The 19,516-nt window shown below is 74.3% G+C and carries 21 protein-coding genes and 1 pseudogene; 10 read left to right on the forward strand and 12 right to left on the reverse strand.

Annotated features, from left to right (window positions below):
- A pseudogene (locus KUM03_RS16810) lies at window positions 1-359 on the reverse strand (hypothetical protein); the annotation flags it as partial.
- A gap of 241 nt (window positions 360-600) precedes the next feature.
- Between KUM03_RS16810 and rfbB the strand changes: the two are divergent.
- A complete protein-coding gene (gene rfbB, locus KUM03_RS16815) occupies window positions 601-1,590 on the forward strand; it encodes a dTDP-glucose 4,6-dehydratase (RefSeq protein WP_217249430.1) in 990 nt (329 codons plus the stop codon).
- On the opposite strand, the gene KUM03_RS16820 is transcribed toward rfbB, so the two are convergent.
- A complete protein-coding gene (locus KUM03_RS16820) occupies window positions 1,482-2,591 on the reverse strand; it encodes a Gfo/Idh/MocA family oxidoreductase (protein ID WP_308406338.1) in 1,110 nt (369 codons plus the stop codon). The two genes, rfbB and KUM03_RS16820, sit on opposite strands and share 109 nt — an antisense overlap.
- 253 nt (window positions 2,592-2,844) lie before the next feature.
- Between KUM03_RS16820 and KUM03_RS16825 the strand changes: the two genes are divergently transcribed.
- Entirely contained in the window at window positions 2,845-4,251 is a 1,407-nt protein-coding gene (locus KUM03_RS16825) for an NDP-hexose 2,3-dehydratase family protein (RefSeq protein WP_217249433.1), read from the forward strand.
- Between the two features lie 31 nt (window positions 4,252-4,282).
- Here KUM03_RS16825 and KUM03_RS16830 read toward each other — a convergent pair whose 3' ends face one another.
- Together KUM03_RS16830 and KUM03_RS16835 are read right to left on the reverse strand one after the other, a co-directional pair.
- Window positions 4,283-4,942 carry a dTDP-4-dehydrorhamnose 3,5-epimerase family protein gene (locus KUM03_RS16830; protein WP_217249435.1) on the reverse strand — a complete coding sequence of 220 codons (660 nt, stop codon included), beginning with the start codon at window positions 4,940-4,942 and terminating at the stop codon, window positions 4,283-4,285.
- Window positions 4,943-5,014: 72 nt separating this feature from the next.
- Window positions 5,015-6,082 (reverse strand): glucose-1-phosphate thymidylyltransferase, encoded by a 1,068-nt coding sequence (locus KUM03_RS16835; protein ID WP_217249437.1) that lies wholly within the window; start codon window positions 6,080-6,082, stop codon window positions 5,015-5,017.
- Between the two features lie 180 nt (window positions 6,083-6,262).
- On the opposite strand from KUM03_RS16835, the gene KUM03_RS16840 reads away from it, so the two are divergent.
- Both KUM03_RS16840 and KUM03_RS16845 read left to right on the forward strand, forming a co-directional pair.
- Window positions 6,263-7,054, forward strand: coding sequence for an SDR family NAD(P)-dependent oxidoreductase (locus KUM03_RS16840; protein ID WP_217249438.1), 792 nt, complete (start codon window positions 6,263-6,265; stop codon window positions 7,052-7,054).
- A gap of 112 nt (window positions 7,055-7,166) precedes the next feature.
- Window positions 7,167-7,625, forward strand: a complete 459-nt coding sequence (locus tag KUM03_RS16845; RefSeq protein ID WP_308406339.1) for a nuclear transport factor 2 family protein — start codon at window positions 7,167-7,169, stop codon at window positions 7,623-7,625.
- A gap of 97 nt (window positions 7,626-7,722) precedes the next feature.
- Here KUM03_RS16845 and KUM03_RS16850 read toward each other — a convergent pair whose 3' ends face one another.
- Window positions 7,723-8,670 (reverse strand): MBL fold metallo-hydrolase, encoded by a 948-nt coding sequence (locus KUM03_RS16850; RefSeq protein WP_217249439.1) that lies wholly within the window; start codon window positions 8,668-8,670, stop codon window positions 7,723-7,725.
- A 206-nt stretch (window positions 8,671-8,876) separates the two neighbouring features.
- Here KUM03_RS16850 and KUM03_RS16855 point away from each other — a divergent pair, with 206 nt between their 5' ends.
- A complete protein-coding gene (locus KUM03_RS16855; protein ID WP_217249441.1) occupies window positions 8,877-9,146 on the forward strand; it encodes a DUF6059 family protein in 270 nt (89 codons plus the stop codon).
- On the opposite strand, the gene KUM03_RS16860 is transcribed toward KUM03_RS16855, so the two are convergent.
- The 3 genes from KUM03_RS16860 to KUM03_RS16870 form a co-directional block, all read right to left on the reverse strand.
- A complete protein-coding gene (locus tag KUM03_RS16860; RefSeq protein ID WP_217249442.1) occupies window positions 9,122-10,453 on the reverse strand; it encodes an FAD-dependent monooxygenase in 1,332 nt (443 codons plus the stop codon). The two genes, KUM03_RS16855 and KUM03_RS16860, sit on opposite strands and share 25 nt — an antisense overlap.
- Window positions 10,422-10,688, reverse strand: a complete 267-nt coding sequence (locus tag KUM03_RS16865) for an acyl carrier protein (RefSeq protein WP_217249443.1) — start codon at window positions 10,686-10,688, stop codon at window positions 10,422-10,424. The genes KUM03_RS16860 and KUM03_RS16865 overlap by 32 nt, the downstream gene beginning before the upstream one ends.
- Before the next feature lie 125 nt (window positions 10,689-10,813).
- Window positions 10,814-11,635, reverse strand: a complete 822-nt coding sequence (locus KUM03_RS16870; protein ID WP_217249446.1) for an AfsR/SARP family transcriptional regulator — start codon at window positions 11,633-11,635, stop codon at window positions 10,814-10,816.
- 304 nt (window positions 11,636-11,939) lie between these two features.
- Here KUM03_RS16870 and KUM03_RS16875 point away from each other — a divergent pair, with 304 nt between their 5' ends.
- From KUM03_RS16875 to KUM03_RS16895, 5 genes are all read left to right on the forward strand, one after another.
- Window positions 11,940-12,242, forward strand: coding sequence for a phosphopantetheine-binding protein (locus KUM03_RS16875; protein ID WP_217249450.1), 303 nt, complete (start codon window positions 11,940-11,942; stop codon window positions 12,240-12,242).
- 146 nt (window positions 12,243-12,388) lie between these two features.
- Window positions 12,389-13,465 (forward strand): LLM class flavin-dependent oxidoreductase, encoded by a 1,077-nt coding sequence (locus KUM03_RS16880; protein WP_217249452.1) that lies wholly within the window; start codon window positions 12,389-12,391, stop codon window positions 13,463-13,465.
- Window positions 13,466-13,492: 27 nt separating this feature from the next.
- A complete protein-coding gene (locus tag KUM03_RS16885) occupies window positions 13,493-14,248 on the forward strand; it encodes a thioesterase II family protein (protein WP_217249453.1) in 756 nt (251 codons plus the stop codon).
- Window positions 14,245-15,399 (forward strand): N-methyl-L-tryptophan oxidase, encoded by a 1,155-nt coding sequence (gene solA / locus KUM03_RS16890; RefSeq protein WP_217249455.1) that lies wholly within the window; start codon window positions 14,245-14,247, stop codon window positions 15,397-15,399. Before KUM03_RS16885 ends, solA begins: the two co-directional genes overlap by 4 nt.
- Window positions 15,400-15,417: 18 nt before the next feature.
- Window positions 15,418-16,410 carry an AfsR/SARP family transcriptional regulator gene (locus KUM03_RS16895; RefSeq protein ID WP_217249457.1) on the forward strand — a complete coding sequence of 331 codons (993 nt, stop codon included), beginning with the start codon at window positions 15,418-15,420 and terminating at the stop codon, window positions 16,408-16,410.
- Window positions 16,411-16,418: 8 nt separating this feature from the next.
- Here KUM03_RS16895 and KUM03_RS16900 read toward each other — a convergent pair whose 3' ends face one another.
- Genes KUM03_RS16900 through KUM03_RS16915 form a run of 4 tightly spaced genes read right to left on the reverse strand, consistent with a single transcriptional unit; the run spans window position 16,419 to window position 19,017 of the window.
- Window positions 16,419-16,967: a flavin reductase family protein gene (locus tag KUM03_RS16900; protein ID WP_308406340.1), complete on the reverse strand. Its 549-nt coding sequence runs from the start codon at window positions 16,965-16,967 to the stop codon at window positions 16,419-16,421.
- A gap of 20 nt (window positions 16,968-16,987) precedes the next feature.
- Window positions 16,988-17,839 (reverse strand): 4'-phosphopantetheinyl transferase superfamily protein, encoded by an 852-nt coding sequence (locus tag KUM03_RS16905; RefSeq protein WP_308406341.1) that lies wholly within the window; start codon window positions 17,837-17,839, stop codon window positions 16,988-16,990.
- Window positions 17,836-18,726, reverse strand: coding sequence for an ACP S-malonyltransferase (gene fabD, locus KUM03_RS16910; protein WP_217249459.1), 891 nt, complete (start codon window positions 18,724-18,726; stop codon window positions 17,836-17,838). The genes KUM03_RS16905 and fabD overlap by 4 nt, the downstream gene beginning before the upstream one ends.
- A gap of 15 nt (window positions 18,727-18,741) precedes the next feature.
- A complete protein-coding gene (locus KUM03_RS16915) occupies window positions 18,742-19,017 on the reverse strand; it encodes an acyl carrier protein (RefSeq protein WP_217249461.1) in 276 nt (91 codons plus the stop codon).
- Between the last annotated feature and the right edge of the window lie 499 nt (window positions 19,018-19,516).

The following is a 19,516-nucleotide window of genomic DNA, read 5'->3' on the forward strand; positions in this document are numbered from 1 at the left end:
CTCGGGCGAGCACCGTCACCGGCGGCGCCAGGCACGTCACCGGCGCCACGCAGGCCGCCGCGCGTGCCGTCGCCGGCGAGGGCGGCGGTGGCAGTCGTGGCCGTTCGGCGGGCCAGGAGGAGGGCGGGCAGGGCGTGGGCCAGGGGCAGGCGCAGGACGGGCAGGGTCCGCACGGCCACGTCGTCGCCGTCGGGGACCACCAGGTCCGCCTCGCCGGGTTCGCCGCCCGGCACCTGCGGCGGTGGGTCACCGGCCGGGTCCCAGAAGGCGATCCGACCCGTGCGGGCCGGGTCGCCCGGTTCGAACACGGCCGCGCACCGCGCCAGCGGCGCCGCCTGCTCCGGCGTCATCCACTCCATGCGTCCCGACTCTCTCTCCCCTGGTTCCGGCCCGCCGCCGCGCGTCAGGCGGCACCGGCGGATGCGGGTACACCCCCGCCGATGATCCCTCATGCCGGGCACCGGACGCCGGGGCGCCGCTCGAGGACCGCTTGAGGACGGGCGCCGGGCGCCGCGCCGTCGACCGTTCCTCGAGCCAGGTTCAGCACAATCGCGCCGCCCGGGAAATCCCGACGCCGCCGCCTGGAGACCTGGAGAACAGATGACGACCACCCGCATCCTGGTGACCGGCGGGGCCGGCTTCATCGGCTCCCACTACGTGCGCACCCTGCTCGGCCCCGACGGAGATCCGGACGTGACCGTCACCGTCCTGGACAAGCTGACGTACGCGGGCAACCCCGCCAACCTCGACCCGGTGCGCGCCGACGCCCGGTTCGCCTTCGTGCACGGGGACATCTGCGACGCCGCGCTGGTCGACCGCCTCGTGGCGCGGCACGACCAGATCGTGCACTTCGCCGCCGAGTCGCACGTGGACCGCTCCATCGAGCGGGCCGGCGACTTCGTGCGCACCAACGTCGGCGGCACCCAGACGCTGCTGGACGCGGCCGTGCGGCACGCGCCGACGACGTTCGTGCACATCTCCACCGACGAGGTCTACGGCTCGATCGAGTCGGGCTCCTGGCCCGAGACCCACCCGCTCGCCCCGAACTCGCCGTACTCGGCGGCCAAGGCGGCCAGCGACCTGATCGCGCTGGCCCACCACCGCACCCACGGCCTGGACGTGCGCGTGACCCGCTGCTCCAACAACTACGGGCCCTACCAGTTCCCCGAGAAGATCATCCCGCTGTTCGTCACCCGGCTGCTGGACGGAGGCCGGGTACCGCTGTACGGCGACGGCGGCAACGTCCGCGACTGGCTGCACGTCGACGACCACGTCCGCGGCATCGAGCTGGTCCGCGCCCACGGCAGTCCCGGCGAGGTCTACAACATCGGCGGCGGCACGGAACTGACCAACCGGGAGCTGACCGCGCTGCTGCTGGACGCCTGCGGCGCGGACTGGTGGCGCGTGGACCACGTCGCGGACCGCAAGGGCCACGACCGGCGCTACTCGGTCGACTGCCGCAAGATCACCGAGCAGCTGGGCTACCGGCCGCGCACGGACTTCGCGGCCGGGTTGGCCGAAACGGTGGCCTGGTACCGGGACAACCGCCGCTGGTGGGACCCGTCGGCCGCGCGGCCGGCCGCCGCCTGATCCGCGTCACGGGGCCGTGCCGGCCCGCCCTCCGCCGCCGCGCGGACCGCGTGCAGCAGATCGGCCTGGGCGAGCAGCTCGGCCTCGTCGCCGGCGGTGGTCTCCCCCGAGCGGACCGCCTCGGCGAAGGCGGTCAGCACGGCCGTCACCTGGTCCTCGGCGGGCAGCCGGAGCGTGCGGGGGCCCCGCTTGCCCTCCACGACGAGTGCGGGACGGTGGTCGGCGGGCGGGGTGAAGGCCCGGTCGACGGTGATCCGGCCCCTGCTCCCCCACACCTCGTAGCGCGACCGGTAGGCGTGGTCCATGCCGAACGTGAGCTGCGCGGTGACGCCGTCGGCGCGGCGCAGCAGGGCGGAGCCCGCGGTCTCCACCCGGTGCCCCGCGCCCCGGGACAGGACCGCGCCGGCCACGGCCAGGCCGGTGCCCAGCAGGTGCACCGCGGCCCGCACCGGGTACAGGCCGATGTCCGCCAGCGCGCCGCCGCCCAGCGCCGGGTCGTAGCGGATGTCGTCGCCCGCGGGTGCCGGGACGGTGAACTGGGCGTGCAGGGCGCGCGGTTCGCCGATCTCGCCGTCGGCGATCAGTTCGCGGACCACGGTGTGCTGCCCGTGGTGGACGAACATCACGTTCTCGCGCAGCACCAGGCCCCGGCGCCGCGCTCCGGCGAGCAGCGTACGGGTCTGGGCCGGGTCGCAGGTCAGCGGCTTCTCGGCCAGCACGTGCTTCCCGGCGGCCAGGGCGGCGGCCACCCACTCGGCGTGCAGCGCGGCGGGCAGCGGAATGTACACGGCGTCCACCTCGGGGTCCCGCAGCAGCGCGGCGTACCCGGTCACCGGGCGGGCGCCGTGGCGGGCGGCGGTGTCGGCGGCCCGGGCGGCCGACCGGGAGGCGACGGCGGTGAGTTCGACGCCCCGGGCGGCGGCCATGGCGGGCAGCATCCGCCGGCGGGCGATGCCGGCGCAGCCGAGCACCCCGAACCGCAGTGGCCGGCCGGCGGTCACCGGTGCCTCCCGGACACGGGGCCCGGGGGCCGCTCCGCGGTGCGTTCCGCGGGGTGTCGCGCACGCATGGCGCCTCCAGTCTGCTGCGGGGGCTCCGAGCCTGGTGGGGGCGGGTCGACCCCCGGTCGAGGAGGGATCGAGACGCTTCGGCGAGATTGCCGGGTGCGTGACCGTGGCCCCGGCCCCCGCGCTCCCGGGCCCCGGCGCGCCGTTTCCCCCCTCGTTCACGTCCCGACCGGCAGGAGTCCGAGCCATGTTCTCCGACACAGCGGAGTTCCACCGGTGGTTCGCCCAGCGGTGCCAGGCACACGCGTACAAGGTCACCCAGACCCCCCTCGACCGGCTGGACGGCTGGTCGCTGCAGGAGGGGACGGGTGACCTGGTGCACCGCAGCGGGCGGTTCTTCTCCGTGCAGGGCCTCGACGTCCGCCAGTCGGGCCGCGGGGTGGACGGCTGGCAGCAGCCCATCATCGTGCAGCCCGAGCACGGTGTCCTCGGCATCCTGGTCAAGGAGTTCGGCGGTGTTCCGCACTGCCTGCTCCAGGCCAAGATGGAGCCGGGCAACGTCAATCTGGTTCAGCTGTCGCCCACGGTGCAGGCCACCAAGAGCAACTACATGCGGGTGCACGGCGGCCGGCCGGTGCCGTACCTGGAGCACTTCGTGGCGCCGCGCGGCGGACGGGTGCTGTTCGACGCCCTGCAGTCGGAGCAGGCGTCCTGGTTCTTCGCCAAACGCAACCGCAACATGATCGTGCAGACCGACGAGGACGTGCCGGTCCACGAGGACTTCTGCTGGCTGACCTTCGACCAGGTCGCGGAACTGCTGCAGACCGACGACCTGGTGAACATGGACACCCGGACCGTGCTGTCCGGAGCGGCGGGGCTGCGGCGCCCGCCGGCGCCGGGCCAGGACGCCTTCGCGGCGGCGCTCGCCGCCTCCTGGCAGCCCGGCGGCCGTGCCCTGAACGACACCGCCGCGCTGCTGAGCTGGTTCACCGATGCCAAGGACCGCTGCACCCTGGTGCGCCGGCTGATCCCGCTGGCCGGCACCGAGCGCTGGTCACTGCGCGACGGGGTGATCGCCCACGACGACGGGCGGCACTTCACGGTTCTCGGCGTGCGGGTGGAGGCGTCCAACCGGGAGGTCACCGGCTGGTCGCAGCCGATGTTCGCGCCGAGCAGCCGTGGGGTGATCGCGTTCCTCGCCCGCCGGGTGGAGGGCGTGCTGCACCTGCTGGTGCAGGCCCGCATCGAGACCGGGGCCCTGGACCGGATCGAGATGGCTCCCACGGTGCAGTGCCAGCCCGCGGACTACACCCCGGGCGCGCTCGGCGCGCCGCTGCCCGGCCCGCGGCCGCCGTTCCTGGACGAGGTGCTGGGCGCGACCCCGGAACGGATCCGCTACGACGGGCTGCAGTCCGAGGAGGGCGGGCGCTTCCACCACGCCCGCAGCCGCTACATGATCGTCGAGGTGGACGAGGACTTCCCGCTGGACGTGCCGCAGGACTACACCTGGATGACGCTGCGTCAGCTCATCGACTTCGTCCGGCACGGCAGCCAGCTGAACGTGGAGGCCCGCAGTCTGCTGACCCTGCTGGGCTTCCTGCCGGCCCGCCCGGCCGCCGCCGCGCGCACACCGCTGCCGGCGTCGGCGGCCTGAGACGGCCCGGGACGGGCCCGGGGCGGACCGGTCAGGCGTGCGCCGCGGCGGTGAGGCCGAGGCAGTCCTCGTACCGCGGCAGGAGCCCGGCCGCCCGGGCCTCGGCGAGGGTCGGGGCGGCGGCGTCCCGGTCGGAGAGGGTGAACTCGGCGTCGGACGGCCACGGCAGCCCGAGCACGGGGTCGAGCGGGTGCAGCGCCTGCTCCAGCTCGGCCCGGTACGGCGTCGACACCAGGTACGACATCACGGTGTCGTCCTCCAGGGCGAGGAACGCGTGCCCCACCCCGTCGGGCAGGTACACCGAGCGGAACGACTCCGTGTCCAGCTCCACGGTGTCCCACCGGCCGAACGTGGGAGAGCCGAGCCGCAGGTCCACCACCACGTCCCGGGCCCGGCCGTGCGCGCAGTGCACGAACTTGGCCTGGCCGGGCGGGGTGGTGGTGAAGTGCACTCCGCGCAGCACTCCCCGGGCGGAGCGGGTGTGGTTCGTCTGCACCACCGTCGGACCGTGTCCCACGGCCGCCGTGAACGCCTCCTCCTGCAACGGGGACACGAACACGCCCCGCCGGTCGCGGTGCACCCGCGGGGTGAACATGTAGGCGCCGGCGACCGCCAGTTCCCGCACCGTCGCGGTGGCGGTGGAGAACGTCCGCGGGATCGGCGTGCCCGGCAGGGACGTCGGCTTCTTCATCGGGTACCTCCGGGGGTCCGTCCGGCCTCGGGCGGGGACGGTGTCGTCGGGCGGTCGGGAGACGACCTGCGGTCAGGAGAAGATCTGCACCTTGCTGTGGTCGCCGAGGATCAGCCGGTGGGCCTTGGGGGTGTGCGGCGCGGGGGTCACCGTGACGTTGCGGCCGATGAGGGAGGCCTGCACGCGGCGTACGCCGTCGAGCCGGGAGTCCTGCAGCACGATGGAGAACTCGATCTCGCTGTCCTCGATCCGGCAGTTCTCCGCGACGGACGTGTACGGCCCGACGTACGAGCCGCTGATCACGGTGCCTGCGCCGATCACGGCGGGGCCGACGATGCGTGAGCCGCGCACCTCGGCGCCGGCGTCGACGCGGACCCGGCCGACGAGTTCGCTGCCGGCGTCGACGGTGCCCTCGACGCCCGCCCCGATGCCGTCCAGCACCGAGCGGTTGGCCTCCAGCATGTCGGCGACGTTCCCGGTGTCCTTCCAGTAGCCGCTGACGGTGGTCGAGCGGACGTCGTGCCGGGTGTCGATGAGCCACTGGATGGCGTCGGTGATCTCCAGTTCGCCGCGGGCGGAGGGACGGATGGCCCGTACGGCCTCGTGCACGGCGGGCGTGAAGAGGTAGACGCCGACGAGCGCGAGGTCGCTCTTGGGCTTGGCGGGCTTCTCCTCCAGCCCCACCACCCGTCCGTCGGTGTCGAGTTCGGCGACTCCGAAGGCGGTCGGGTCCGAGACCCGGGTGAGCAGGATCCGCGCGTCGGGGCGCTCGGCGGTGAACTCCTCCACCAGCGGGGCGATGCCGCCCACCAGGAAGTTGTCGCCGAGGTACATCACGAAGTCGTCGTCGCCGAGGAAGTCCCGGGCGATGAGCACGGCGTGGGAGAGCCCCAGCGGCGCGTGCTGCGGCAGGTAGGTCACGTCGAGGCCGAAGCGGGAGCCGTCGCCGACGGCGGCGCGGATCTCGTCGGCGGTGTCCCCCACCACCACGCCGACCTCGGTGATCTTGGCCTCGGCGATGGCTTCCAGGACGTAGTAGAGGACGGGTTTGTTCGCCACCGGCACCAGTTGCTTGGGCGAGGTGTGGGTGAAGGGGCGCAGACGGGTGCCCGCGCCTCCGGACAGGACCAGTGCCTTCATGGTCCGAACGGTAGGCAGCCGCGCTCAAATCCGGCTGGGAACCCGATCGCGCCGGGGCGGACGTGCCGTCCAGGCCGGCTCCACGCGGGGCCCGCGGCCGGGGCCGCGGTGGCACAGTCACACCTCGGCGGGCCAGGAGACTCCCGCCGCCTGCGCGTGGTCACGATGTGAGGAGATGGCATGACCGAGAGGGACGGCAACCAGCGGATCGCGCTCGTGACGGGCGGCACGAGCGGCATCGGTCTGGAGATCGTGCGGCGGCTGGCCGGCGCCGGCACGCCGGTGCACCTGTGCGGACGCCACGAGGAGACGGTGAACGGCACGGTGAAGGAGCTGGCCGACGAGGGCCTGCCGGTCACCGGCTCGGTGTGCGACGTCCGCGACCCGGAGCAGATCCGGGAGCTGGTGCGCACGGTGGTCGAGCGGCACGGCCCGGTGCGGATCCTGGTGAACAACGCCGGCCGCAACGGCGGCGGGGTCACCGCCGAACTGGACGACGAGCTGTGGACGGACGTCATCGAGACCAACCTGACCAGTGTCTTCCGCGTGACCAAGGAGGTGCTCACGACGGGCGGCATGCGCGAGGCGGGGTACGGGCGGGTCGTCAACATCGCCTCCACCGGCGGCAAGCAGGGCGTGGTGCTGGCCGCTCCGTACTCGGCCTCGAAGCACGGCGTGGTGGGCTTCTCCAAGGCGCTCGGCCTGGAACTGGCGAAGACCGGCATCACCGTCAACGCGGTCTGCCCGGGCTTCGTGGAGACGCCGATGGCGCAGCGGGTGCGCGAGGGGTACGCCGCCGCGTGGGGCGTCACGGAGCAGGAGGCCTTCGACCGGATCACCACCCGGGTGCCGATGGGCCGCTACGTGACCGTCCGCGAGGTGGCGGCGATGGTCGAGTACCTGGTGGGCGACGACGCGCAGGCCGTCACCGCGCAGGCGCTGAACGTGTGCGGCGGCCTGGGCAACTACTGAGGCGCGCGGTGGCCGGGGACCGGTCACGGCCCAGTGGGGCTCGACCCCGTTTCCACCCGGGTCGGGCAGGGTCGAGCGCTGTAGACCCCGCCATGACCCCCCGGGAGGCACCGTGACCAGCCCCGCCGAGGTGAGCGCCGCGACGCTCGGCCTCACCGAGCTCCACCCGCTGATCCAGCAGTTCTACGCCGGGCAGGTGCGGCACCTGGACGCCTTCCGGGCCGAGGAGTTCGCCGCCACCTTCACCGAGGACGGTGTCTTCGACCACCGTCCGGGCACCGACCCGCTGGTGGGCCGGCAGGCCATCGCCGCGGCGGTGCGCGGCTACCAGCAGACCAAGCACGCCGCCGACCCGGTGCAGCGCCGCCACTGGTTCAACATGCTCCAGGTCTTCCCGCAGGGCGACGGCACCGTGCGCACCGAGTACTACGCGCTGGTGCTGCACACCCGGCCCGGCACGCCGGAGCCGCAGGTCGGCCCGAGCTGCTTCGTCACCGACGTGCTCGCCGTCCGGGAGGACGGCGAGGTGCTGACGAAGTCCCGGACGGTCCGCCAGGACCACCTGGTCTGACCCGGCCACGGCACCGCGCTCGCAACCCGCCCGGGGCGGCGGGCCCGTCCAGTCACGGGCCCGCCGTCCCGGGCGTCGTCGTACGCCCCGACCGGGTTCAGGCCAGGCAGCAGGGCAGCCCGCCGTGGTGCTCGATCATCTCGCCCAGCGCCGTCCCCATGACCTCGCCGGGCAGCGGGTCGGCCGCGGGCGTGCCGTCCAGCTCGGCGTAGGCCCGGTGCAGGTTGGGCACCAGCCGCTCGGGGTCCAGCAGCGCGGCGTACGGGCCGAGGCCGGCGTTCCGGGCGGCCTCCAGCGGCGTGCGGCCGGCTCGCCGTCCGTCCGCGGCGATGCGCAGCACCAGCCGCAGATAGCCCTCGACGGCGTCGAACACCTCGGGCCCGCACACCGGCCCGTGCCCGGGTACGACGGTCCGCGCCCCGTAGGCGCGCAGCCGCTCCAGCGCCTGGAGCGATCCGGCGATCGAGCCCATGAGGCAGAACGGGGTCACCCCGTTCATGACCAGGTCGCCGGTGAACAGCACCCGCTGCCGGGGCAGCCACACCACGGTGTCGTTGGAGGTGTGGGCGGGACCGATGTGCTCCAGTTCGGCGCGCAGCGACCCGACGTGCAGGGTGAGGGCGTCGGTGTAGGTCAGGGTGGGCGGGGCCAGTTCGATGGTGCCCCACTCCACGTCGGGCCAGAGCCCGGTCAGGTGGAGGCCGGAGGCGATCATCTCCGTCCGGGTGCGTTCGTGGCCGATGACGACGGCCTCGGGGAACAGGTGGTTGCCGAAGACGTGGTCCCCGTGGAAGTGGGTGTTGACCACGGCTCGCGGTGCGGCCTGCGGGTTGTGGCGCAGCGCGGTGCGGCGCAGGTGGCGGGCGCGGGCCTCGGTGGCCGCGGTGTCGACGAGGGCGCTCTCGCCGCCGGAGACGATGATGCCGGCGTTGTTCAGGCACCATCCGCCCGGACCCTGGACGTAGGCGTGGACGCCGTCGGCGATCTCGGCCGTCTCGGCGAAGGGCGCGGGCGCTGCGGTGGGGACGGTGGGGCTGGACGGCACGGCCGTTCTCCTCACGGTGTCGGTTGCCCCGAGTCTCACGGCGCGCCCTAGCGCCCCGGTCGAAGCCCCGGCGCGCCGGGCCGACGCCACGGGCGCACCGGCGGGGCTCGAGGGGCCGTCATGCGGTTCACGACCGCGGGGGCCGACCGTGGCCCGGACGGCGAGCCCCCGCTAGGGGGCCGGTCCCGGTCCGGAAGGGAGTCCCGATGGCGTTCCGCGGTGCCCGGCGGCTGTGGGGCGTGGTCCGCGCCCTGCGGGTGCGGCTCTGGCAGGGCCTGGTCGCCCTCGGCGCCCTCCAGGCCGCCGGCGAGCAGGCCCGGGCGGACGCGGCCCGCGGCCTCGACGCGCCCCGTGTGCCGGACGCTCCGCCGCTGCTCGACGCGCCGCCGCCCGGCCATCCCGAACGGCTGCGCCCGGACCTGCCGTTGACCGCTCTGGAGCGGGCGCTGCTTCAGGAGCTGGACGCCGCGGGCTGAGCGGCGGCCGTCCGCACCGTGAACAGATCCGTCCGTACCTCGGGCGGTGTCCGCCCGTAGGCGATGCGCCGGGTGATGCGCGTGCCCAGCGGGGTGCGGGTGACCAGGCGGGCCGCGTGGGAGCGCAGGATGTCCACGGCCGGGCCGCCCGCTCCGAGCAACGCCTTGGCCTGCACCTTCTGCATCCGGGTCACCGCCTCGGCGGCGGGTCCCCGCAGCTGCTGGAAGGCGGCGAGCCGGGCGCGGGAGCAGTCGCCGGCGCGGAGCGCGTCGACCAGGACCGGGTGCAGGGCCGCCGCGTCCTGGAGGGCGAGGTTGATGCCCTGGGCGCCGAGCGGGCCGTGGGTGTGGGCGGCGTCCCCGAGCAGCACCAGCCCGTCGCGCACCCAGGTGTCGGCGTGCGCGGCGAACACGTCGAGCAGCCGCAGGTCGTCCAGGGCGCGCAGGCCCTCCTGGATCAGGTCGGCGAACTGCGGCAGGGCGGTGGCCAGTTCGGCGCGTACGGCCTCGATGCCCCGGGCGGCTACGGCGGGCCAGCCGCGGTGCGGCAGGGTCCAGCCGATCCGGATCCGGTCGGGGTGGGTGTCGTGGACCAGGACGGCGCTGCCGGGCGCCCGGTGCACGGCGACCGTGCCGGTCGCACGGCCGGGGGCGGGCAGCGAGAACCACACGACGTCCTGGTCGAAGGCCTCGGTGCGCCCGGCGCCGATGCCCGCGAGCGCACGCGTCCTGGAGTAGCGGCCGTCGGCGCCGACCACGACCCGGGCCCGTACGGTGACGCGGCGTCCGCCGGGGCCGCTCGCCACCACGCCGGTGCACCGTCCGTCCTCCTCGGTCAGCGCGGACAGACGGTGGCCCGGCAGGTGGTCGAAGCCGGGCAGGGCGCGGCAGGCGGCGGCGAGTTCGGCCAGCAGGTGCCGCTGGGGCAACGCGAGCAGGTGGTCGTACGGGCCGGGCAGCCGCCCGTAGTCGATGTCCAGCAGGACGCGTCCGCCGTCCAGCAGCCGGAAGCCGGTCAGGGGCGCGGCGCCGCGCGCCCGCGCGGGGGCCAGCACTCCGAGCCGGTCGAGCACCTGCTGGCCGCCGGGCTGGAGCACCTCCCCGTGGAAGTCCCGCCCCAAGGAGGCGGGGTCCCCGGCGGACTTCTCCAGCAGCGCGACCCGTACGCCGGAGCGCAGCAGCATCAGGCTCAGCGCCAGCCCGGCGGGCCCGGCGCCGACTACGGCGACGTCCGTGTCCGGGCGGTGCGCGTCCGCGGCGCGCCCCGCGCGGCGGTCAGGCCGCGGCGCGGACGGCGGCCAGGGCACGGTTGACCAGGTCGAGGTAGGCGCGCGGGGTGTCGGCCTCGTCGAGGGCCTCCTCGTCGAGGGCGACACCGAAGTCGCGCTCGATGCGCCCGGTGGTCTGCAGGATGGCCAGGGAGTCGTAGCCGAGTTCGGCGAACGGCACGTCGACGACGTCGCCGTCCAGGTCGACGCCCTCCTCCTGGCCCGCGCACTCGCGCAGCAGGGCCTTCAGATCGTCCAGTTCGAACTGTCGCATGGGTGCTCTCCGTCTCTGTGCGCGCGAGCGGTCGGCCGCGTGGTCACGGCTCGACACTCGGTCAACGGGCTGGAGAAACACTCGAATCGCCCGGGTGGCGCCCGGCGGCGCGGGTCCGCCCGCGCTCAGGCCGCGTACAGGTCGAAGGTCGAGGTGCGACGCGGTCCGGACACCACGTCCAGCTGGGGGTCGACGGCCAGCATCGCCTGGTGCAGCCGCTGGAGCTGCGGCGAGGGCTCCACGCCCAGCTCGCCGACGAGGCGGCGGCGCAGCCGGTGGAAGACCTCCAGCGCGGCGGCCTGCCGACCGGAGCGGTACAGCGCCACCATCGCCTGCGAGTGCAGCCCCTCGTGCTCGGGGTGCCGGGCGATCAGGTCCGTCAGCTCGGCGGTGACCTCGGCGTGCCGGCCGAGCCTGAGGTCGGCGTCGATACGGCGTTCCCGGGTGACGAGCCGGCTCTCCTCCAGCCGCATCGCCTCGATCTCGAGGATGGGGCCGACGCGCACGTCGACCAGGGCGGGCCCCTGCCACAGGTCCAGCGCCTTGCGGTAGGTGCGGGCGGCCCGCTCGTCCTCGCCGTCCTCGAAGCACTGCTGTCCCTCGGCGACGAGGCTTTCGTACTCGTGGACGTCGACCGCCTCGGCCGGTATCTGAAGCAGGTAGCCGCCGTGCCGGGTGGCGAGCACGCCCTTGGCGGCGCCGGGGGCGCCCGGGCCCATGGCGGTGCCGAGCCGGCGCCGCAGCTGGAGTATGTAGGTCTGGAGGGTGGTCAGGGCGCTCTGGGGGAGTTCGGTGCCCCAGATCTCCTCCATGAGGGTGGGCACGGGCATGACCCGTCCCGGGTAGAGGGCGAGCAGGGCCAGGATCTGCCGCGGCTTCCCGGCCGTCGGAACGATCGACATCCCGTTGACGTCGGCACTCAGTGGACCCAGAACACGAATCTTCATGGTTTCCTCCCCGTACCTCGACGGCTGAACTCGGCTGCCGAGCCGGTGTGCGAATCGGTGTCCGAGGCTCGTCGATATTGCGCCACGCAGGGATCCGCTGTCCTTACCCCACGACGTATGCACGAGGCGCACCGTATCCCGCCGCAACCCTGCCCTCGTAAATCCTCGAGGAATCGTCGAGTGGTTTTCCGGCGCCGCTTCGCGGGCCGTGTCTGACGCGTCTCTGACGCCTGACTGACCGCCGGGAAAGGACGCCGGGGACCGTCTTCCGCCCACCGGGTGGACACTGTTAGCTTTCCGCGTCATGGAGACCACCGAAAGCGCCGGACGGGACGACGGCCGGGCGGTGCCCGAGGGCGCGGACCCGCTGACGCGGCAACTGCTGCGGCAGATGGTCGCCCGCAGCATGCAGCTGGCGGAGAGCGAAATCCCCGGCGACGAGGACGACCTCGTGGACCACGGTCTGGATTCGATCACGACCATGGAGCTGATCTCCGCCTGGCACCGACGCGGCATCGAGGTCGGATTTCCCGAGCTGATGGCGCGTCCCACCCTCGGCGACTGGTGGCTGCTGATTTCCCGCCGGTCCGCCGCGAACGCCGCGTGACGTGAACTCGAAGAAGTCCGGAAAACCACTGGAGTCACGCTCGCGTCTGCCCCGTATTTGACAGCGACCGTCTATGGTCCGATGGCGGAAGAATTGCAGCCGCCCTTTCCGGCCAGCCGGAATCGGATCACCAGACGGAGTCATCCATGGAATTCGGCGTGAACTTCTTTCCGGTCGTCGATCCGGAGCGCAAGAGCGCGAGCACGTACTACGACGAGAGCCTGCGACTGGCCGCGCTCGCCGAGGCGCTGGAGTTCGAGCACGTGCAGACGGTGGAGCACTACGGCTCGCCGTACGGCGGCTACAGCCCCGACCCGGTGGTCTTCCTGACCGCCGTGGCCGCGCGCACCAGCCGGATACGGCTGGTGACCGGCGCGGTCATCGCCGCGTTCGCGCACCCGGTGCAGATCGCGGCCCGCCTGGCCCAGCTCGACAACCTCTCCCACGGCCGGCTGGACGCCGGCTTCGGACGGGGCTTCCTGCCCGACGAGTTCGACCTGTTCGGCGTGGACATGGCCGAGAGCCGCACCCGCTTCGACGAGGTCGTCGACGCCTGTGTCGCGCTGTGGAGCGGACGCGAGGTGCGTTTCGAGGGCGAGGTGCACCGCTTCGGACCGGTCACCGGCTTCCCGCGCCCCTACCAGCGCCCGCACCCCCCGGTGTTCGTGGCGTCGGCGACCAGCGCCGCGTCCTGCGCGCGGGCCGGTGAGCGCGGCCACCACCTCCAGGTCGTGCCGTCCGTCACCAGCCGCGAACAGCTGACCGCGATGACGGCGGCCTACCGCGAGGCCCGCGCGGCCGCCGGTCACGAGGGCCCGGGCCGCATCCAGATCAAGTACACCTGCTACCTGGGCGAGGACCGTGCCACCGCGCTCGCCGACGCGCGCGCCGGCGAGGAGAACTACGTGCGGACGATGGCCGGTGCGGTCGCCTCCTGGGCGAGCGCGCGCTCGGAGCAGTACCCGGGCTACGAGGCGTTCGTGGAGAAGGTCCGCGCCTTCGACTTCGACAAGTCCCTCGCCGGCCACAAGGTGCTGGCGGGCACCCCCGACGAGGTGGCCGCGCAGATCGAGACCATCCGCGGCTGGTACGGCGACGACCTGTGCCTGAGTCTCCAGTTCAACCCCGGCCACCTGCCCTTCGAGCGCGCCGAGCGGGCCGTGGAGCTGTTCGCCCGCGAAGTGGCGCCGGCGTTCACCGGCGGCCTCGCCGCGGCGGCGTGAGCCGGGGCCCGACCTTCAGGAGAGGCGATGTACGGCATATCCGGACCATCCGAGGGGCTCCGCCTGTTCGTCTTCCACCACGCGGGCGGCTCCCATCTGCTCTACCGCACCTGGCCGGGCCTGCTGCCCGCCCACTGGGACGTACGGCTGCTGGACGCGCCCGGCAGGGGGCGGCTGGCCGACGAGCCGCCGCTGGACGACGCGCGCCGGCTGGCGGGCTTCTTCCTGCGCCGGCTGGGCGCGGACCTGACCGGCCCGTTCGCGTTCTTCGGGCACAGCATGGGTGCGCTCGTCGCCTACGAGCTGACCCGGCTGCTGGAGGCCGAGGGACGCCCGCTTCCCGTCTGGCTCGGCCTGTCGGCGCGCGGGGCGCCCCGCGCGCAGGGCGACGGCACCCGACGGCACGAGCTGCCCGACGACGAACTGCGCGTCCACCTCGCGGCGATGGGCGGCACCCCGCTGGAGGTGCTGCACGATCCGGACCTGTGGGCGATGTTCGCCCCGGCCATCCGCAACGACCTGCGCCTGGTGGAGAACTGGCGCCCGCTGCCCGGCCTGGCGCCGCTGACCGTGCCGCTCGCGGCGTACGGCGGGCGGGCCGACGTGGTGGTCTCCCCCGACCGTCTGGCCGGCTGGGAGGAGCACGCCGAGCACTTCCAGGGGCTGCACCTGTTCGACGGCGGCCACTTCTACTTCCAGTCCGACCCGGCTCAGCTGCTCGCACTGATCACCCGGCACGCCACGGCCGCGCTTCAGGCGCCGGCGGCGGTGAGGCCGTCATGACCGCGCGCCGGGGGGCCGACGCCGACGTCGTGGTGGTCGGGCTGGGCGCCTGGGGCGCCGCCGCGCTGTGGCAGCTGGCCCGGCGCGGGCTGAGCGCGATCGGCGTGGAACGCCACGGCCTGGCCAACACGTCCGGCTCCTCCTACGGGGAGAGCCGGATGTTCCGCACGGCCTGCCTGGAACACCCCGGCCTGGTGCCGCTCGCGCGGCGCTCCCGCGAGCTGTGGCAGCAACTGGAGACCGAGACGGGTACGCACCTGCTGGACCCCACCGGGGCGATGCTGATCGGCCCGCGCGACGGCCGCGTCGTCGGGGGCGCGCTGCGGGCCGCCCGGGAGCACGACCTCGAGGTGCGGGTCCTGGACCGCGACGAACTGCACCGGCGCTGCCCGGCCCACCAGGGCCTGGCCGCCGGTGACATCGCCGTCGTGGAGCCGCAGGGCGGACTGACCCTGCCCGAGCGGACGATCCACGCGGCGGTCGGGGCGGCCCGCGCGGCCGGGGCGGCGGTGCTCACCGACACCCGGGTGACGGCCGTGGAGCACGCGGGCGACGGGGTCGCCGTGCACACGGCCGCGGGACGGGTGCTGCACGCCGCCCAGGCGGTCCTGACGCCCGGGCCGTGGCTGGACCAACTGGTGCCCGCTCTGCCGCTGGAGGTGGTGCGGATGCCGACGACCTGGTTCACGCCCGACGAGCCGCACGAGCGGTTCGCGCTGGACCGGCTGCCGGTGTTCATGCGGGAGATCGACGGCGGGGACGTGCTGTGGGGCCACGGCACGCTGCCCGGCCGCACCGAGCTGAAGCTGGGCCTGGAGGACGGCGGAAAGCACTTCCGCGTCGTGGATCCCGAGACGCTGGACCGGTCGGTCTCGCCCGTCGACTGGGCGGTGCTGGCGCGGCACCTGGAGTGGGCGGTACCGGGCGTGGGCCGGGCGCCGTCGCGCGCGCTGGCCAACGTCTACGCGCGCACGCCCGACGGCCAGTTCGTGATCGGACGGCCGGGACGTGACGCCCGGGTGGTGGTGGCCGGCGGCTGCTCCAGCCACGGCTTCAAGCACTCCCTGGGCATCGGCGAGGTGGTGGCCGACCTCGTGCAGGGAAAGGAGCCGGCCATGCCGCTGGGCTTCACCGATCCCGACCGCTTCTGAGTGACATGCGAGGAAGAGATGCAGTTCCGCATTCTCGGTCCCGTTGAGGTCCACGACGAGCGCACCGGGCTCAGGATCCTGCCCACGGGCGCCAAGCAGCGTGCTCTGCTGGGCGCGCTCGTGGTGAAGTCGGGGCAGATCGTGTCCGTGCACCGGCTCATCGACGAGCTGTGGGGCGAGCATCCGCCGGCGAACGCCACCAACGCCCTGCAGGCCCACGTGGCCCGGCTGCGCCGGCTGCTGCCGGTGCCGCACGCCGGCTCGGGCGAGCCCCACCACGAGTGGATCGTCACCCGCTCCCTCGGCTACGTGCTGCGCCTGGGCCGGGCCACCACCGACGTCGAGCGTTTCAACCGCCTGGCCGCCGAGGGCCGGGCGGCCGCGGTCACCGATCCCCAGAACGCCGCCGAACTGCTGCGCCAGGCCCTCGCGCTGTGGCGCGGACCGGCGCTGGAGGGCAGTGTGCGCGGGGACATCTGCGCGGCCGAGGCGGCGCAGCTGGAGGAGAACCGGCTGACCGCCCTGGAGGCGCTGTACGACGCCTGCCTGCGCGCCGCCCGGCACGACGAGATCACCGGCGAGCTGGAGGAACTGACCGCCGACCATCCGATGCGGGAACGTTTCTACGACCTGCTGATGGTGGCCCTGTACCGCTGCGGCCGCCAGGCGGAGGCGCTCGGCGTCTACGACCGCGCGCGCAAGCGCCTGGCGCACGAACTCGGCGTGGAGCCCGGCCCGGTGCTGCGCGGCCGCATGGAGGCGATCCTCAACCACGACCCGTCCCTCGCCGTTCCCGGCCCGGCCGGCCCGCCGCACGCCTCGGTCCGTCCCTTCCCGCGCCCGTCGGACCCGACGGCCGCGCCGGCCACCGGCCACGAGGCCACGGTGGTGACCCTCACCGACGAGATCGCCCGTCTGCGGCACCACGTGGAGCGCCTCTCCCTGGAGCAGGAGGCCCTGATCCGCCGCTTCGACCTGCTGTCGTCCCAGGCCCCGGCCCGGGCCCGCTGACCAGGTGTCTAGGCGGCGGCTGCGGGCAGGGCGGGGGCCGGGGTGTGGAAGGCGCGGCGGTACCACAGCAGGGGGGCCTGGGCCGGGTCGCCGGTGTGGGCGTCGGTCACGGTGCCGAGGACCAGGTCGTGGTCGCCGGCCCGGACCACGTCGGCGGTGCGGCAGCGCAGCAGGACCTTGGCGCCGGGCAGGTAGGGGGCGCCGGTGCCGGGCCAGGCGGCGAAGCCGGTGCCGGCGAAGCGGTCGATGCCGTGGGCGGCGAAACGACGGGCCAGTTCGTCGTGTTCCGCGCCCAGGACGTTCACCGTGAACTCCCGGGCCCCGGTCAGCGCGGCGTGGCAGCTGGACCGGTGGCCCACGCCCACCAGCACCATCGGCGGGTCCAGCGACACGGAGGTCACCGAGGTGGCGGTGAAGCCGCGGCGCCGGCCGGCCGGGTCGAGCGCGGTGACGACGCTGACCGGTGCGGCCAGGTGCGCCATCGCCTCCCGGAAGGCCTGCGCCTCGGCGTGGGGCCGGCCGGCGTCCTCGTCCTGCGACGGGCGGTGTGTCCTCACGGTCTTCTCCTCTGCTCGGGTCACTCGGATCGGCCGGCCAGGCCCGCCGGCACCGGAAGGCTCCCGTGCGGTCCGGGCAGGGGCAGCTCGCGCGGTGTGGAGCGGCCCCAGGGGAACCCGTCGTGGACGAACAGCCGCCGCGCGGGACCGGGATCTCCCGTACCGCGTTCCACGGCCAGTGAGACCAGCACATCGGGCCGGGGCTGGAGTTCGACGAAGGTCCAGCGGTCGGCGGTGTCGTCGTCGGGCGGCCTGAATCCCAGCACACCGCGGTCGTCGGCGAGTTCGAAGGCGAAGGAGTCGAAGGGCAGCCCGAGTCCCAGCCCGCGCGCCTTCGCGTACGCCTCCTTCAGCGTCCACAGCCGCAGCGTGGCCCGGTCCCGCCGGCGGCCCGGCGGCATCTCGGCGAGCCGGGCCCGTTCCTCGGGCGAGTAGCTCTGCACGATCCAGTCCAGGCCGCGCTCGGCGGCCCGGTCGATGCGCTCGACGTCGACGCCGACGCGGCGGCCGTGGCCCACGGCGACCACGTTGTGCCCGTGTGCGTGCGACAGGTTGAAGTCCGGTTCGGACCGTCCGGCCGGGCCGCCGCCGAAGGCGGCCTGGAGGAACGGGCGCCCGCGCGAGGAGCGCCAGATCGCGGCCTCGGCCTCCGGCACCCCGGTGACCAGGCTGAGCACCCGCCGCACCAGCACATGGGCGACGAGGTACTGGCGCCGGTCCCGCGGGAACATGAAGCGCCGGGCGACGTCGTGCTCGTGCTCGTCGAGCCAGTGCTCGGCGAGCGTCTCGGCCAGGGGCTCCTCCAGCGCCTCGTTCGGGCAGAACCACAGGTGCACGCTGCCCGGGTCCGGCCCGGCCGCGAACCCGCTCACCGGGGGCCCGCCGCGCCGACGGCCGTCCTGCGCTCGCGCCGGATCTGCCGCAGCATGCCGGTCAGTACGGTGCCGGTGCCGATCTCGGTGAACTCCGGCTCGGGGCCGTACTCGCCGTCGAGGATCGACTCCACGGTCCGGCACCAGCGGACCGGCTGGTGGATCTGCTGGAGCAGCAGATCCCCGATCCGCTGCTGCTCGTAGGGGCGGGCGGTCGCGTTCGCGACGACCGGGAAGGCGAGCGGGGCGAACCGGGTGGCCGCGACGACCGAGTAGAGCCGCTCGGCGGCCGGGGCCATGTACCGGGAGTGGAAGGGGCCGCTGACGGCGAGGCGCCGCACCGCGCGTGCCCCGGCGTCCTCCAGGATCGGCCCGGCCTCCTCCAGGTCCTCCACCGGGCCGGCCAGGACGATCTGGCCGGGCGTGTTGAGGTTGGCGAGGTCGAGCGAGCCGAATCCGGCGCGCAGCAGCAGGAAGCGCAGCTGGGTCTCGGGCAGGCCGATCACCGCGCTCATCCCGCCGCCGCCGGTCCGCGCCATGGCCTCCGCGCGGGCGGCGACCAGCCGCAGCCCGTCGGCGAAGCCGAACGCGCCGGCCGCCTGGAGGGCGTTGTACTCGCCGAGACTGTGTCCGACGGCGAGGTCGGGCCGCTCCCCGGTGTCCTCCAGGTGGGCGCGCAGCGCGAGCGCGTTGACCGCGAACATGGCGGGCTGGGTGTAGCGGGTGTTGCCGAGCCGGCCGTCGGGGTCCTCCAGGCACAGCCGGCGCAGGCTGTAGCCGAGCACGTCACTGGCCTGCGACTCCAGCTCGGGGAAGCGGTCGAACAGCTCCCGGCCCATGCCGACGCGCTGGGCGCCCTGGCCGGGGAACATGAAGATCCGGGTCATGGTGATCACTGCCTGTCAGACGGTGGTGGCGGACGGGTGGGCGGGGTAGGCGGCCTCGGCGAGCGCACCCAGATCGGCCGCGGTGAACAGGGTCTCCAGGGACGGCTCCAGGCCACCGTCGGCGGCGATCCGGGCGGCGATCCGCAGCAGCTGCCGACTGGTGGCGCCGAGTTCGAAGAGGTCCTGGCCGGGGGTGAGCCGCTCAGCGGACACACCGGTCTCGACGGCGACGATCCGCGCCAGCCGCTCGAACCCGTCGACGGGGCGGCCCGGGTCGTCCGCCCGGGGCATGGAGCCGGGTCCGGTGCCGGTGCCGGGTCCAGTGCCGGGTCCAGTGCCGGTGCCGGGTCCGGTCCCAGGGCCAGTGCCCGGACCGGGTCCGGTGCCAGGGCCCACTCCGGGTCCGGTGCAGGGTCCGGGTCCGGTGCCCACTCCGGGTCCGGTGCCAGGGCCAGTGCCCGGTGCGGTGCCGGTGTCCACTCCGGTGCCAGTGCCCGGTCCGGGATCGGTGCCAGGGCCCACTCCGGGTCCGGTGCCAGGGTCAGTGCCGGGTCCGGTGCCGGTGCCCTGTCCGGGTCCGGTGCCGGTGCCCTGTCCGGGTCCGGTGCCGGTGCCCTGTCCGGGTCCGGTGCCGGTGCCCTGTCCGGGTCCGGTCCCAGGGCCAGTGCCCGGACCGGGTCCGGTGCCAGGGTCAGTGCCCGGTCCGGTGCCAGTGTCCACTCCGGTGCCAGTGCCCGGTCCGGGATCGGTGCCAGGGCCCAATCCGAGTCCGGCCCCAGGACCAGTGCCC

The sequence above is a fragment of the Streptomyces sp. AC602_WCS936 genome, assembly GCF_019049125.1.
Classification (GTDB): domain Bacteria; phylum Actinomycetota; class Actinomycetes; order Streptomycetales; family Streptomycetaceae; genus Streptomyces.